The organism is Microbulbifer maximicatervae (SeqCode), assembly GCF_052467225.1.
On sequence record NZ_CP174303.1, the window covers coordinates 1,122,542 to 1,137,274 of the forward strand.

9 protein-coding genes are annotated in these 14,733 nt (G+C 48.2%); 3 read left to right on the top strand and 6 right to left on the bottom strand.

Going from position 1 to position 14,733, the window contains the following annotated elements; all coding sequences use genetic code 11:
- Positions 1 to 3: 3 nt before the first annotated feature.
- Complete coding sequence (locus ACJJIZ_RS04940; protein WP_444915392.1) at positions 4 to 2,001, bottom strand: DUF3857 domain-containing transglutaminase family protein; 1,998 nt, start codon at positions 1,999 to 2,001, stop codon at positions 4 to 6.
- A 398-nt stretch (positions 2,002 to 2,399) separates the two neighbouring features.
- Positions 2,400 to 3,248 carry a DUF3014 domain-containing protein gene (locus ACJJIZ_RS04945; protein WP_444915393.1) on the bottom strand — a complete coding sequence of 283 codons (849 nt, stop codon included), beginning with the start codon at positions 3,246 to 3,248 and terminating at the stop codon, positions 2,400 to 2,402.
- 270 nt (positions 3,249 to 3,518) lie between these two features.
- Between ACJJIZ_RS04945 and ACJJIZ_RS04950 the strand changes: the two genes are divergently transcribed.
- Positions 3,519 to 5,165, top strand: a complete 1,647-nt coding sequence (locus tag ACJJIZ_RS04950) for an alpha-amylase family glycosyl hydrolase (protein ID WP_444915394.1) — start codon at positions 3,519 to 3,521, stop codon at positions 5,163 to 5,165.
- Between the two features lie 67 nt (positions 5,166 to 5,232).
- On the opposite strand, the gene ACJJIZ_RS04955 is transcribed toward ACJJIZ_RS04950, so the two are convergent.
- On the bottom strand, positions 5,233 to 6,084 hold the full coding sequence (locus tag ACJJIZ_RS04955) for a universal stress protein (RefSeq protein ID WP_413663505.1): 852 nt from the start codon (positions 6,082 to 6,084) through the stop codon (positions 5,233 to 5,235).
- 470 nt (positions 6,085 to 6,554) lie between these two features.
- Complete coding sequence (locus tag ACJJIZ_RS04960; RefSeq protein ID WP_444892156.1) at positions 6,555 to 7,094, bottom strand: hypothetical protein; 540 nt, start codon at positions 7,092 to 7,094, stop codon at positions 6,555 to 6,557.
- Between the two features lie 1,206 nt (positions 7,095 to 8,300).
- On the opposite strand from ACJJIZ_RS04960, the gene ACJJIZ_RS04965 reads away from it, so the two are divergent.
- Together ACJJIZ_RS04965 and ACJJIZ_RS04970 are read left to right on the top strand one after the other, a co-directional pair.
- A complete protein-coding gene (locus ACJJIZ_RS04965; RefSeq protein ID WP_444916192.1) occupies positions 8,301 to 8,423 on the top strand; it encodes an ADP-ribosylglycohydrolase family protein in 123 nt (40 codons plus the stop codon).
- 895 nt (positions 8,424 to 9,318) lie between these two features.
- Positions 9,319 to 11,871: an alpha amylase C-terminal domain-containing protein gene (locus tag ACJJIZ_RS04970; RefSeq protein ID WP_444915395.1), complete on the top strand. Its 2,553-nt coding sequence runs from the start codon at positions 9,319 to 9,321 to the stop codon at positions 11,869 to 11,871.
- 47 nt (positions 11,872 to 11,918) lie between these two features.
- Here ACJJIZ_RS04970 and ACJJIZ_RS04975 read toward each other — a convergent pair whose 3' ends face one another.
- Positions 11,919 to 12,374, bottom strand: coding sequence for a hypothetical protein (locus ACJJIZ_RS04975; protein ID WP_444915396.1), 456 nt, complete (start codon positions 12,372 to 12,374; stop codon positions 11,919 to 11,921).
- Between the two features lie 398 nt (positions 12,375 to 12,772).
- Positions 12,773 to 14,686, bottom strand: coding sequence for an alpha-amylase family glycosyl hydrolase (locus ACJJIZ_RS04980; RefSeq protein WP_444915397.1), 1,914 nt, complete (start codon positions 14,684 to 14,686; stop codon positions 12,773 to 12,775).
- Positions 14,687 to 14,733 lie beyond the last annotated feature (47 nt).

The following is a 14,733-nucleotide window of genomic DNA, read 5'->3' on the forward strand; positions in this document are numbered from 1 at the left end:
TATTTACTTCCTGATCAGTGACTTAACCAGGTTTTTCATTGCCTTACTGGTTTCCTGGGTATTCGAATTATCGCCCTTGGCCCAGAACTGATATTGAAGTGCTTCATCCAGTTTATCGAGTTGCTCCATATACTCGGCAATATCCGTGTTGCGGACATGGTCCGCTTTGGATTTAAAGGCGTAGTTCACCGAGATGTTATTGCCAATATGATCGGAGGTTCTGGAGAAGGTGAACCAGGGATTGTCTATCTGTAGATCCTGGGATTCCTCTCTCCACAAAACCTCTCCAGTAATTTTGGCTACTGCTTTGTGGTTGATATCCACAGGATGTGCCAGCGCTAATGGGCTCTGGCGAATACGCTTCTGGGGGCTGGTAATATAAGAGGCGATACTGGAGCCATACAGTGAGAAAATCTTCCGGGCAGAGTTCAACTCGGCAAAATCACTGATCTCATATAGCTCCGATACCTGAAGTACATTTTCACCCCGATTGTCCTGGTGCTTGATATTGGATGTGATTTCAATACCGGGGTAGTAAGTTGCCATAAAGTTTGCGTAATTACTCTTTATGTATTCAGAGTCTGCTGACTGGAAAAATTGACGCATCTGCTCCGCTTTGAGAGCGCTGTAGGTGGACTCAACAGTTAGCCCTGCGGTATTGGCACCGGCATTGATTTCAAAATTTTCGGTGACATCCAGTTGCAGAGTGCCGTTGGCGGGATAAATCGTGGTTACTTGTTTTAATGCTCGGGTTCCCTTTCGAATGGGGAGTGCCAATTCATAATCAAAGAAGCCTTTGCTCTTGATATTGGAGCCCTGTCCGGAAGCGGTGCCGTCAACCCAATAATCTTGTCCATTGAGCTCAATGACGCTGATTACATGATCAAATGAACTGGGAGAGGGGATATCATTGGCAAGTTCACGTCCGCGTCCTGAAGACACCAAAGCGGGGTAAGAGTTAACCCCCAGGTGAGACAACATGGCGGTTATTAATATGGCTTTGTCTTTACAGTCGCCATAGCGCTTATCCAAAGTCTCTCTCGGCGTTCGCGGTTGGTGTGAGTTGATTCCAAACTCGATCCCAAAGTAGCGAATATCCTCCTGAACGTAGGCAATAGCCTTGCTGACAGCTCCCTCAAGGCCTTCCTCTGCGCGCCATTGATCCAATTGCCGGGTGAGTTCCTGTGGCAGGGAGAGGTCAATATCGTAGAGTGTCATTGCCCAGTCGTTTACTTCAGCCCAGCTGTTATAGCCTGAATATTGGATGTAGTTGAATGGGTCATGCCAGTGAGGATATTCCCCCTCCTGAAGTATCGGAGATACCTGCTTCAGGTCCAGCGTGTACTGGTAAGTGTCGTTATTGCGGGTAACGTTCACCGGTACTTTTTCATTGTTAAAACGGTAGTTGAGCTTGTTGTCACTGGTAATTTTTACATAGCGCCTGTCGATGGCATCCGGCCATGACAAGTAGAAAGTACCAAAATCCCCGCGTTCAAAAATAGGATTGCTTCCCTCGAGTGTATAAGCGTAGGAGATTTTGTCACCGGGTCGGATATCCTCAAGAATGTAAAGCGCATTCCACATTTCAGAGTAGAGTTTGCTGGACAGCTCCTGCTCAGACTGGAATAACTTGAAGTCCTGTTTGTCCAGGCGATCAATCACTTGATCATTGCGGGTGACAGTAATTTCGTGGACGACCAGCTGCTGGAATGCGGGGTAAAAACTAATGTTCAGTTCCGATACCTGTTTAACCCCCTGTTGATTGAGGGGCTCCATCACCAACTGAAAATAGTATTGATGTTGTTCGTTCGTATGGGATATCTGGGAGTTGCTCAGGAGATACCTAACACTGCCTTCGGGTGCAGTGACACTACTCGAGAGGTCGACGGCATCCACCCAAGTGGGTGTTGGGGCTATGTTAATTTCAGGGGTAGCCTGGGCCAGCGACACAGCAAATAAGAGAGTCACAGCCAGAATTTGGCCGAAGGAACGATATTTCAAAATGAGCCTCGATTGTTATCTACAGCCTATACCGGCGGAGACAGAATAGATCTTGGGTGGGGAGTAAGCAGAAGGGGCACGCAGGGCACCCTACGATTGATTCGCTCCTGTTGAACCCTGGATCTTTCCCTATAGGGCAGTGCCTGTTGCCGTTTGGCAGCGGCGCTCCGTTACCGCTTGGTGTTGGGATCGTTTAGTGAACAGCCGGTAATATACCCCAATGGCTATGGGCTGAGTATCGGATGGCTATGACCGCTGGCGTTTTGAATAAGTTTTTCGGCGGTTCAAATTGATGAAGGCAGGGATTGTTGTGTCCAGGCGATAAAACGGTTAAAAAATAACCGAATCTTGAAAGTGGGAGGCCACCCAGCTTGTAAGCTGAGTGACCTGAGATCTGTTTATTGGGTTTGCTCCTGAATGGGCATTTCTTCGAGCTTAGCCTTTATCTCTTTCAGCTTTTCCTTAACCCGGGCTGCATTGTCGGGGCCCATGCGGATCATCAGCTTTTGTATTCCAGGGAGTTTTTCCAGTTTTGGGTCGGCAAATTTGTAATACACCGACGGGCGTATCAATTGAATTGGGCCTTCAACATCTGGCGCTGCCAGTACATTGTCGATTGCTCCAATCACCACCTGGTGGAATGACTTGTTGCGAATCCCCAGCTCGCCATAGGCCTGAGCTAAACGGGGGTACCAGTACTGATACAGCGTAATGATGGCATCAGTGTTAGCCAGTGCGAACAATCGTACTGGTTGGTCGTAACGGCGATAGTTCTCCGGGGATAGCTGGTAGCCTTCAGCGGATGACCCGGTAACGGTGATGGGGCCGCGAATGGTTTTCAGCGGGCGATGCTTGTGAATCAACTCACCACGGGATGCTGCGTTGGCAGCGGCTACCCATTTACGTATTACTTCATCAGGTACCAGCCAGCGGGACAAGGCGCCGTCGGGTGCCAAGGACATTAATTCGTCATATGCGGCCTTATCGCTCTCGTTCAGGGGGGGAGGTGGCTCTCTGCCGGGCTCCTCTTCGATGACCGGCTCCTCGGGCGGTTGGGCTGGTTCCTGGCTCTCAGGTTGTGCCAGGGCTTCTGGCTCGGGAGCAGTTTGGGGTTCTTCGACAACACCGATGGTGGGAATTTCTTTTTTCTTTTCCTCGCCGGTCCAGAGCCAATAGGCTGCTGCAGCGACAACGACCACCACAATAATGCCGATGATCCACCCTTGCCTAGATTGTTGTTCCGACATTCCCTGCCTCCTTTGACTGCTAACAGAATGTGACGCTTGGACCACGACAAAGCGCTGCGGTTTCTCGCGATCTGCTGGTTTTACATTACTCTGCAAAAGCGCCGCTCGCAAAATAGTTTTACTATGGGGTAATTGCACAACCTTATTGCCGGTCTTATACCCTGCACAGCACCTACGCCCCCGTGCGGGAGGATGTTTGATTTACTGGGCCTATTAGAGTGGTCTGGGGAGCTTCTGAATAATTCTGAGCGGCGAATAAAAGAGAGAACAATGGGAAAATTCACCAGCTTATTGATTGGCCTGATGCTGGGTGGTGTACAAGCTGCCGTGGCTGCAGAGCCGGTAGACCCTTTTTGGCGCAATGCGACAGTCTATTTTATGTTGCCGGACCGTTTTAATAACGGCGATCGCAGCAATGACTTCCCCTACGGCCGCAAAGACGATGCGGCATACCTGCGTGGCTTTGAGGGAGGGGATCTGCACGGCGTTATCGAGAAAATTGAAGCGGGGTATTTTAATGATCTCGGAGTCGATGCTATCTGGATGGCCCCGGTGATTGAGAACATCCATGGCTACAATGAGTCCGATAAACGCACCTACGCTTTCCATGGCTACTGGCCTAAGGACTGGACTGCCGTAGATGCCAACTTTGGCACTGAAGCAGACCTGGCGGAATTGATTGAGGTAGCTCACAGCCAGGGGATTCGCGTATTGCTGGATGTAATTCTCAATCACACCGGGCCAGTCACTGAACAGGATTCCAGATGGCCCTCGAGTTGGCTGCGCAATAGCCAGCAATGCGACTGGTCTGACTATGCCGGCAATGTTGAGTGTGCAATTCACGCGAACCTGACGGATATCCTCACGGAGAGCGAGAAAGATGTCGAGTTGCCGCCGCAACTGGTGGCAAAGTGGAAAAAAGAAGGCCGCCTGCAGCAAGAGCAGCGTGAACTGGATGCCTTTTTCGAGCGCACTGGCTATCCCCGCGCCCCCAAATATTACCTGATCAAGTGGTTAACCGACTGGGTGCGTGAATACGGTGTCGATGGTTTTCGTGTGGACACCGTCAAACATGTAGAGCCACAAGCCTGGGCAATACTGAAAAACGAAGCGGATATAGCCCTGGCGGAGTGGAAGGCTGAGAACCCGAAGAAGAAATTGGACGATCGCAATTTCTTTATGGTGGGTGAGGTTTACCATTTCGGCGTTAACAACTTTGGTCCCAGTGTTGGTCGCTCTTACGATTATAGCGATCGGAAAGTAGACTTTTATCAGTACGGTTTTGACAGCCTGATTAACTTTGATTTTGCCCAGGTTGCGGGCAAGCCAGCGGAGGATATTTTCTCCAGCTATTCTTCCGCCTTGAACAGTGGTGAACTAAAAGGGCTCGGTGTCCTAAATTATCTAGGCTCCCACGATGACCATCACTCATTTGACCGCGAGCGCCAGCACACACTGAGTGCCGCAAGTAAACTGATGTTGGCGCCCGGTGCAGTGCAGATATATTACGGTGATGAACTGGCGCGCCCCATGATTGATGATCGCGCATTCGGCGACGCCTCTATGCGCACCAATATGAACTGGGATGACTTGGAAAAGCCGGAAACCCGTGCATTGCTGGCTCATTGGCAGAAGCTGGGGCAGTTTCGTCGATCGCACCCGGCAGTTGGAGCTGGTGTACACCAGAAGCTGGAGGATAAGCCTTATACATTCTCCCGCACCTTATCTGGTGAGCAGCCGGTAGTTGTGGCGATGGAACTGTCCGCGGGTGAGAAGAGCGTATCAGTTAAAGGTGTGTTTGCCGATGGTATCGAACTGACCGATTACTATTCGGGCAAGCGAGCCAAAGTTGAGGATGGCAGGGTGAATTTCGATACCGAGGGAACTCTGCTACTACTATCGGCTAAATCGCAGTAAATCCAAAAAAGAAAGCCCCTGCAGATAGCACTGCTGGGGCTTTCAGCATCCTTGAAAATGGGATGACTTAATCGTTGTTCATTGTTGTTGTGGTGAACTGGTTACATACCATCACATCAACGTCCAACTGGCCAATTACACGCTCGGCAGTATTGCCACGCAGGAATGAACCGGTCTCGCCATACTGATTCATGGTTCCCATCACGACCAAGTCTGCATCGATCTCACGGGCCACCTCCTCAACAACATCACTGGTATAGCCGCGCTTTACGTGAATGCGATGGGTGGGGACACCGGTTTTATCGGCAAGCTTGGCCAAAGCACCGCGATCTGGGTAGAGCATGGAATCCAGGAAGGCGTTTACGAGGTGTAGCTCTGCTCCGTAATGACCTGCGATATAGGTCGCGCGTTCGCTGATCTGGCGATTGAGCTCGCGCTGCTCGAGGGTTTTTGCCTGGTAGTTAACGGTAGCCAATACAACTTTGCGCTCGTCCTTGGCGCCAGGGCGAATCAATACTACTGGGCAGCGCGCTGTTTTCAGGACTCGCCATTTGGATTCGGCGAAGGTAAAGCGACGGCTGCTCTTCGCGTGTACTGGTAGGTAGATCATTTCTGCGTTGCAACGCTTTGATTCCTGCACGATGGCCGCCTGCCAATCACTGGACCAGCAAACAGTGATTTCACAGGAAAGACCAGCTTCTGAGATGGGTTCACGAATTTGTTCACGGAACCACGACTCATCGCGAAATAGGTGGTCGTTAACTGCACGGGTATCCACCGCTTCACCATCAACTGCGACGAATACAGCCAGTCGCGGCTGAGGATTGCGTCCACGTGAAGTGATCAGGGCTCGCTCCAGAGCTACATGCTTCTCATCGTTAGGGTCCACTACAACGAATACGGTGCTTTGCTGCTCCATTTTTTCTCCTCAACTAAGCGTGTTACTGGCCAGTGCGACCTGCAGTTGACCAAGAGGTCTAATCTATCATGATGGGGTGGTCAGCCCGAGTACCTGACTGTCCCATTTGTCGAATTTGGCGCCTATCTCATCGAATAATTTTGTTGCGCATAATGGCGAAGTTGGGGGTGGAGGTATTGAGGTAGATCAAGTTTATAGGTAGCGCGTGCAAGCCCTACTTGAACCAAAATGCGGGTGACCAGAATTCAAAATGTATTCTTGCCTGGTAGCGTTATTGAGAGCTGGTTGGAGTATGTTGGGATTGGAATTACTTAGAGAGTGGGGGCTAACTACAACACCATAAGTAACTATCGGCTACAGGCTCTTTGAGTTAAGCCGTGATCGGTTCTTTTAGTCTTTCCCAAAGAAACTTACCCGGTGAAGAGGGAGCGCGCACTATACGCGCGTCCCTAGTGCTCAATTCGTAAGGTTTAGACTTCCCGATACTGGTCAATGAGCGCTTTGATATTTTTCTTAAGTACAGCGCCAATATCTCCACCTGCACCGCCCACGGACAGATCACTATCGGCATGAGCCTTGTATTTAACATCACCGGTTTCGGAGTCCTTAACAGTCAGGACAGAGTCAACGCCTCCCTTTCCTGCGCCAAAGCCAACAGCCCAGCGCAATGCGCGATTTCCGTATTGAACCTTCACATCAAGATCAACGAGCAAAGTCTTGCCTTCAGCTTCATCTAAGGAATTGACGAGTTGATAATCGCTCTCTCTGGCAAATTCCTCGAGTTCACTGCGGGTATGGAGCTCCCAATTTTTCATTTTTTCCTGTAGGGCACTATTGTTTTTGGCTGCACTTTCATTTGAGTACACCCTTACATCTTGTATTAATATATTTTTATAGTCTTCAAAACTTTGCGCTTGAACGTCTGTTTTTACGTGTGCGACACCACATCCGTATAAAGCTGAAAGTGTCACGGCAAGGCAAAACACCTTTATTCCTTTGAAAAATTTCATCCTTTTCCCCTTAATTTGAATATGAAAACTGAAACTTCACAGTAGGGATCGAGCCCTAGCTGTCTATTTCAGTTACCGGCTGAGCGGTTTTATAGTTAGTGCAGATAAAATGAACTACATGTTCACTGCCCGGTAAGTTTACAAGGAAAATACATTACTTTCTCTACTGATAAGGGGAGATCACACTTGAATGAAGCTATGGTGCAAAGTTGTAGAGCAACTAGCTTAAGATACGCTCTGTTAAAGACTTGAGTCTATTGCCTGAGGAAACAATCTAGAAATTGACTGCCACATAGGCTTACATAACGTAGCAGGCTTTATATAAAAGGTTGCTAAAGCTGCTGTAGGAGGTAGATAGATAAGCTAAGTGATTTGGGTGTTCAAGCGGCAAATTGAAGTTAGGAAGTTTCTATGTTTTACGCCCGCCCCCCTTGCTAGTGATTTATAGAGAGACCAGCTTTCATAGTGCACGATTATGTCGGGATTTATACACTTTGTCCAAGAGCGTAAATTGGAGCATATAGGGACCACAGTAAGAAAGCAATCTCAACAATTGAAATGATAAAATGTATAAATGAAATGCGAAACATTCCATATTTTACTTTTATCAGTAGCTCAGATTGATGCCAGACAACCATTGGCAAAAGCTCATAATCGAAAGTAATAGTAAGTAAGGGTGTAGTTCAATAAGAAATATGGTCTGGAATGGCAATTCTACGCCAAAGTTAGCGTACATTTCAGCAAAATAAGGGGTTAACCAATAACCAAGAAAATAGACGGTCGCTGAGATTACTGAGAAGATAGAACTTAGTACCTTTTTCCAAGTCAAGAGCTGGCATTCATTTGTTTCAATAGAATTAGGGGGGGTATATATATTTTCCATATTCTTATTTTCTAATATCGTGATAACCGAGCGGAGCTAAGGGTGGTAAAGTGAGCGAAGCGAACCATGCTGAAATTTATCAACGGTGGCTGCCTTGATTATCTCACGTCTTCAAACTGAATAGTTGCTTTACAATTCATAATTAACTTAACGTTTATATGTTGGTCATCCCGACTACTATTATCCTGATTTTTATCTGGGGGTGCAATATTGAGCTAAACTCGAATAAATAAGGAATTACTACAGCAAAAATAAAGTTGTGGAAACATTCAATTTATAAGAAAACGCTCACAGCTATCGAATTGGCTGAATAGGCTCATGTTATTTCAGTTTACTGTGCCCTTAAATCTCCAAGCCTCAAAGAAGCGTTGCTGATGGCTGTTAATCACGATGGCGATTTAGATTCTACAGGCTCTATTAGCGGAATCCTGATTGGTGCCAATTAGGGTGTGGGTGCAATTCTTGCAAGCTGGCTGGCTCAACTTGAACTATCTGATGAGATATCAGAAATAGGTCAAGATCTACTGGAGTTTCGAGATTGGCCTGTAAATGAGTTTGATGAGTACTGTGATTATGCTCGTGTAATAACCAAGAAATATCCGGGGTTTAATTTCTACCTATCTAACGTCATTGCTAAGGAGTGCTCACATACCGTCAATTCCAAGTATTTATAGCAAAATTTGTAAGTGTTTCTGTTTCCCCGCCTGCTTAAATTTTGGTCTTAAAAGCCAAATTATGTTCGCTATTTAGACCTGTAGCACAAATATCTACTACGCCCCCTATAGGGAGGATGTGCTCTCAAGCACTGATTATTAGCCTTCCAAATGCCCGAATAGTTGTAATTTTGGGTTTGCAGTAGCACAGGAGGTGCATATTACCGCTGCTGTTCGGTATTTGTTCACACACTACCGGTTTATTGATGCCTTTGGTGGTCTGTGGATATCTCAGGATGAGTGATCAATTGGTCGGGTATTGAAATCCAGCGGTTTAGATACTGCGTAGTTGGGGTTTCCAAATATCCGGCTTGAATTGCAAAAAATAATAAATGGTCACCTGTGATGATAAGCCTGAACTTTTCTTCGCCGCTTGCGGTGCTTCCCACAAATTCTTTTCTTGAGCGAATGCCTATTGGTTGTGTCGCCTGAGGAGAATATTTCTAGCTCCTACTGTGGGGCGAATGCAATCCAAGTATTTGCAAGTGCCTGGGAAAAGGTGTGCTTATAAGTTGACCCTACTTATGTAGAAATGAAGAACCATTAATCATTGGTAGGCAACTGCCTCCGGGGTTCTCCTTATACAAAAAAGATAACGACTAAAGATGAGAGAAAAAGGAAAGCTAAAATGAAAAAACAATTTCCGTTAAAAGGGCTTCTGGGAGGCGCGAGTATCGTACTCGGAGCCATGTCCAGTACCCATGCCAGCGCAGGCACGGCCTTTGTACACCTGTTCGAATGGAGCTGGAATGATATCGCCAGTGAATGTGAGGAGTTCCTGGGGCCGAAAGGTTTTGACGCGGTGCAGATCTCCCCGCCCCATGAACATATCAGCCACTCCACCTGGTGGGCGCGCTACCAGCCGGTTTCCTACACTAACCTGACCAGCCGCAGCGGTACCGAGGCTGAGTTACAGAGTATGATCAGCCGCTGTAATGCGGCGGGTGTAAAAGTCTACGCAGATGTAGTCATCAACCATACGGCGGCCTGGAATGGTGGAGGCACGGGTTGGGGCGGTACCGAGTGGACATTGTTGAATCATCCAGGTGAGTTTTCCTCTTGGGATTATCACTCCGATTGCACTATTGATAACTATAGCGATGCGAACAATGTCTGGAATTGCCGCTTGAGTGGACTTCCAGATTTGGATACTGGTTCCAGTTATGTTCAGCAGACCCTGGCCGATTACCTAAATAAATTACAGGGTATGGGCGTTGATGGTTTCCGTGTAGATGCGGTTAAGCATATGTCTCCCAGCGATATGTACAGCATCATGAGTAAAGCTGGTAATCCCTGGATCTTTTCTGAAGTTATCGGCGCAGCTGGCGAAGCCTCTGAAATCCAGCCATCAAATTATACATTCCTGGGCCGTGTGACTGAGTTTAAGTACGGCACTGATGTAGCGAGTAATTTTAACGGACAAATTAAAAACCTCGCCAGTATTGGCGAGAGTTGGGGACTTTTATCTTCCAGCGATGCAGTTCACTTTATTGACAACCACGATCGTGAACGTGGCCACGGTGGTGGCGGTAACCTGACCTATCACGATGGCTACAAGTATAACCTGGCCAATGTTTTTATGTTGGCACACCCCTATGGCTATCCGAAGGTAATGTCAGGTTATGACTTTACCGATACCGATATTGGTCCCCCCAATACTGGTCCGGAGAGTTGTGAAAACAACGAATGGGTATGTCAGCACCGATGGGGCAATATTGCCAATATGGTGGGTTTCCGTAACTACACCGACGGCACCAGTATGGAAAATTGGTGGGATAACGGAGATAACCAGATTGCCTTTGGACGCGGTGATAAAGGCTATGTCGTTATCAATAACGAGGGTAATTCTTTCAGCCAGACACTGTATACAGGCCTTCCTGCTGGGGACTACTGCAATGTCCTGGCGGGAGATGATGAGTGCAGTGGCGATGTTATTTCCGTAGGCAGCAATGGCTATGCAACTTTCAATGTTGCAGCTTATTCCGCTGCTGCCATTCACGGTGGGCAGCTATCTGGTCCCTGTGGTGATGAATGTTCTGGTACAGGTTTCCCCAGCCTTTATTTCCGTGGCACAGCAAATAATTGGGAAGCAACGGCTTTTGAATTGGTAGCAGATAATACCTGGCAATTGGTGGTCAATTTTGATGGCCAGGCGGACCAACGCTTTAAGTTGGATATCTATGGTGACTGGGCCGAAAATTACGGTGACGATGGTGCTGATGGCACGCTGGATCAAACCGGAGAAGATATCTATACCTCTGTAACCGGTAACTACTTAATTGAAGTAAATGATGAGACTCTGGCCTATTCGATCACCGAGGTCTCTTCCCAGCAAGCACCCACTGCAAGTGTGACTCCAGTATCCAGCACAGTAGAAGTCAATCAGAGTGTCACCCTGGATGCCAGCAGCTCTACTGATAGCGACGGTAGTGTGATTTCCTATAGCTGGAGCAGCGGTGGTAGTTCTTCCTCGACGACTTTGAGCTTCGCCAGTGCGGGCACTTATACCGAGACAGTCACTGTTACTGACAGCGATGGCCTGACCGATAGTGCTACGGCAACCATTACCGTGACTGATCCCAATGCTGGTTATGCTCAAAACTTTACGGCATTAAATTTCCGCGGTACGCCCAATAGCTGGGGCACTCAGGCGATGACCCTGGTTGCAGATAATACCTGGCGTGCCACTGTGGTGTTTGATGGCAGCAGTAACCAGCGCTTTAAGTTTGATGTCAGCAGTGACTGGGCTGAAAACTACGGGGATAACAATGCGGACGGCTCTCTGGAGCAGGGTGGGGATGATATCTACACCGATGTATCAGGGACTTATATTGTTGAGGTTAATGATGAAACCCTGAGCTACAGCCTAACCTGTGCAGACTGTGGTAGTTACGCATCCAACTTTTCCTCACTTTATTTCCGTGGCACACCAAATAGTTGGGGTGCTGACGCTATGGAATTAGTTGCCGACAATACCTGGGAAATCCAGGTAAATTTTGATGGCCAATCCCAGCAGCGTTTCAAGTTCGATGTTAATGCTGACTGGACTGAAAACTACGGCGATAGCGACTCCGATGGTGACTTGGAGCAGGGTGGGTCTGATATCTACACTTCTGTAAGCGGAAGCTACAAGGTGCAGGTGAATGATCAAACCATGATTTATAGTGTGGTTGCACTGTAATTGATAAGAGCCTGCAGGCCAGGAAGTTGGTCTGCAGGCTTCTTTAGTTATTTATTTTCTTTTTCTTTAGCCAGCAGAGCTTGTTGTAGCGCCTGCAATTTTGCAATCTCTTCTTGATTTAACTTTGGGTTCGATTCACAACGAGGATCGGTTTTTTGCAGCAAGGCCAGTATTTCTTTTGTTAATGGTATGGGGTCACAGCCGTGTCCGGTCTCGCAAATTAAATCCCACTGCGGTTTGGCCTGGACATGACAGGCAAAGCAGTTACCTCCAAAACGGTTAACTACATCAACAAAACCTCGGTAACGGATTTTGCTGCCTTCCTCAGAAACATCCAGTTCAAAAAACTCCCAATCTTTAGTGGCGGGGTTAAAGCCTTTTTGATGTTTGACCATCACTTCCCCGGGGACTAACTGGACCACTGATCCAGGAGGATAAACACCTCCAGTGCTGGAGTTTGCGACCTCTAGAGTCCCATCCAGATCTCCCAGTAAATTATCCACATAAAACCCCCGCACCTTGGTCATATCTCGGATGCAGTTAAAAGTCTCGTCTGTTACCTGGATAGGTGCTTCGCTCTGTTCAGCCTTGTTAGTTTCAGCCATTGTAGGAAGTGCTACTGATGCTAAAAGTGCAGCCAAAATTAGGTTTAGTGGTGAAAAATAGCGGCTATGTTGTCGGTTCATAGTGTCCCCTTGCATATCAATTTCGGCTTTTATTTAAGTTGCGCACAATATAATTGCGGGCAATATACATGGAGTAGTGTTTATGTCAAGCGAGTTACCTGATGAGTATGGTTAGGGATTGTCGGGAATATGTTGTGAGAAAGGGGATAAGGTGGGTATAAATTGCTGTGCTTAAGCGTTCTTGGAGGGGAGTAGTCCCCTCCAGGGCTGAGTGGCTATTTCTGGGGAACAGCGGATATTGCAAAGATATGGCTTTCGTAGGGTGCCAACTGGATCTTTGTGGAGGCTTGGTCTTTTTCCAAGATAAGGTTTGCCACCTTATTGGATATCTGGCTTTCAGCCAGGTAGCTGCCCGGTTGTAGTTTCCAGGCCTCTAGAAGTGCTGTAGGCAACTGAAAATTAAACTCCACTGCCCTGTTATCGAAGTTGGCGATTACCAACAATTTTTCATGTTCGCTCCAGCGGGCAAAGGAAAATTGTTTTTCACCATAGCCAGAGTTTTGCTTGCGGTTGTAGCTGTGCAAGTCCAGGTAATCGCCAAGTAAGGCCGGGCTCTGTTTGGAGAAATTAAGCAGGCGCTGGTAGAAGCTGCGCAGCTCTTTTTCTTCTTTTGTCAGCAGTGCAGTGTCAAAAGCGCCCTCATTGTTCCAGCGGCGCACACTGGGTACTGACCAGTAGTCGAAAATGGTGGTGCGGCTGGCTTTGCCGAAGCCGGTATCTTTGTTGGCGGGTTCTCCTAACTCCTGGCCAAAGTAAACCAAGATAGGGGCTGGAGAGAGCGTGGCAGACACCAGTATTGCAGGTTTGCCTGCCTCTGGGTTGCCAGAAAATTGTGCGCTGGCAATACGCTGCTCGTCGTGGTTCTCCATAAAGCGCAACATATGAGAGGAGATATCTACCAGGCTTGCCTGTACCTCTGCAATTTTATCTGCGCTACCCTTGTTCTCCATGACCGCACGAATAGCGTCGTAAGTACCGACTTTATCGTAGAGATAATCCATTTTGCCCAGATGCAGATAATCCCGATAGCGCTCTGGAGTATAGATTTCGGCAAGTAGCAGTGTGTTGGGGTTGCGCATTTTGATGGAGGAATTCAGGTAGCTCCAGAATTCTACCGGCACCATACCGGCCATATCATAGCGGAATCCGTCCACGCCAAAGTCCAGCCAGTAGTGGGCGATATCGCGGAATTTTTTCCAGGTATCCGGGACTTTCTTGTCTGCCCAAAACTGGGCGTGGGCCCGGTAGTCGCGCTCGGTATACTCCTGGGGTAGCTCAGAAAAGTTCTTGCTGTTATCGGGTCGAACGCCAAAATTAATTTTGACGGTTTCATACCAGTCGTGCATGGCAGGTTGTGCACTGCGCGCGCCATTACCGGTCCATTTGGCTGGACTCTCTACAAACTGCCCATCGACAAGATCATTGGCTTCGCCATTGAGTGGCTGATAACTGTCTTCTGCAACGGGCACGCGGAAGTCTTCGCCCACCACATAGTAGAAATTGTTGTTGCGGGCGTAGGTGACCTGGGTGTTGTCGCCAGCTCCAAAATCCTGCACGCCTTGGGGTTTATCGAGAGAATGATAGGCGCGGGCTACATGGTTAGGCACTATATCGATAATTACTTTCAGGCCGGCCGCGTGGCTGCGTTCCACCAGTGCGCGGAATTCCTGTAATCGCTCTGCTGGGTTATTGGCCAGGTCTGGGTTTACGCTGTAGTAATCCTTGATGGCATAGGGAGAGCCGGCGCGGCCTTTGACCACATCTGGATCATCGTTACTGATACCGTATTCCGTATAGTCGCCAACGAGCGCGTGGTGCAGGGCGCCGGTGTACCAGATATGGGTGGCGCCCAGCGCGTGGATTTCATTCAGTGCTTTTGGGGTAAAGTCGGAGAACTTGCCCACACCATTCTCTTCGAGTGTGCCCCAGGGTTTGTTGGTACTGTTAGTGTTGCCAAATAAGCGCGGTAGCACTTGGTAGATAACGGCTTTTTTCTCCGCAACTTTTTCAGCGGGCTGTATTTCTTCCGGGCTGCTCTCCTGGCTGCAGCCGGCAGTGCCGAATAGAGCAGCGCCCAGTAGGGAAGCCGAAAGGAGTTTGGCAATAAACAGGGGATGTAACTTCTTCATTGTTTCCTGATGACTTTAAATTTTTTTGTCAGTGAACAGCGGTTTGC

What these genes read in the sequence shown, in the direction of transcription:
- ACJJIZ_RS04945 (WP_444915393.1), bottom strand. Translation starts at nt 3,248, where the DNA reads ATGTCGGAACAACAATCTAGGCAAGGGTGGATCATCGGCATTATTGTG.
- ACJJIZ_RS04950 (WP_444915394.1), top strand. Translation starts at nt 3,519, where the DNA reads ATGGGAAAATTCACCAGCTTATTGATTGGCCTGATGCTGGGTGGTGTA.
- ACJJIZ_RS04955 (WP_413663505.1), bottom strand. Translation starts at nt 6,084, where the DNA reads ATGGAGCAGCAAAGCACCGTATTCGTTGTAGTGGACCCTAACGATGAG.
- ACJJIZ_RS04960 (WP_444892156.1), bottom strand. Translation starts at nt 7,094, where the DNA reads ATGAAATTTTTCAAAGGAATAAAGGTGTTTTGCCTTGCCGTGACACTT.
- ACJJIZ_RS04970 (WP_444915395.1), top strand. Translation starts at nt 9,319, where the DNA reads ATGAAAAAACAATTTCCGTTAAAAGGGCTTCTGGGAGGCGCGAGTATC.
- ACJJIZ_RS04980 (WP_444915397.1), bottom strand. Translation starts at nt 14,686, where the DNA reads ATGAAGAAGTTACATCCCCTGTTTATTGCCAAACTCCTTTCGGCTTCC.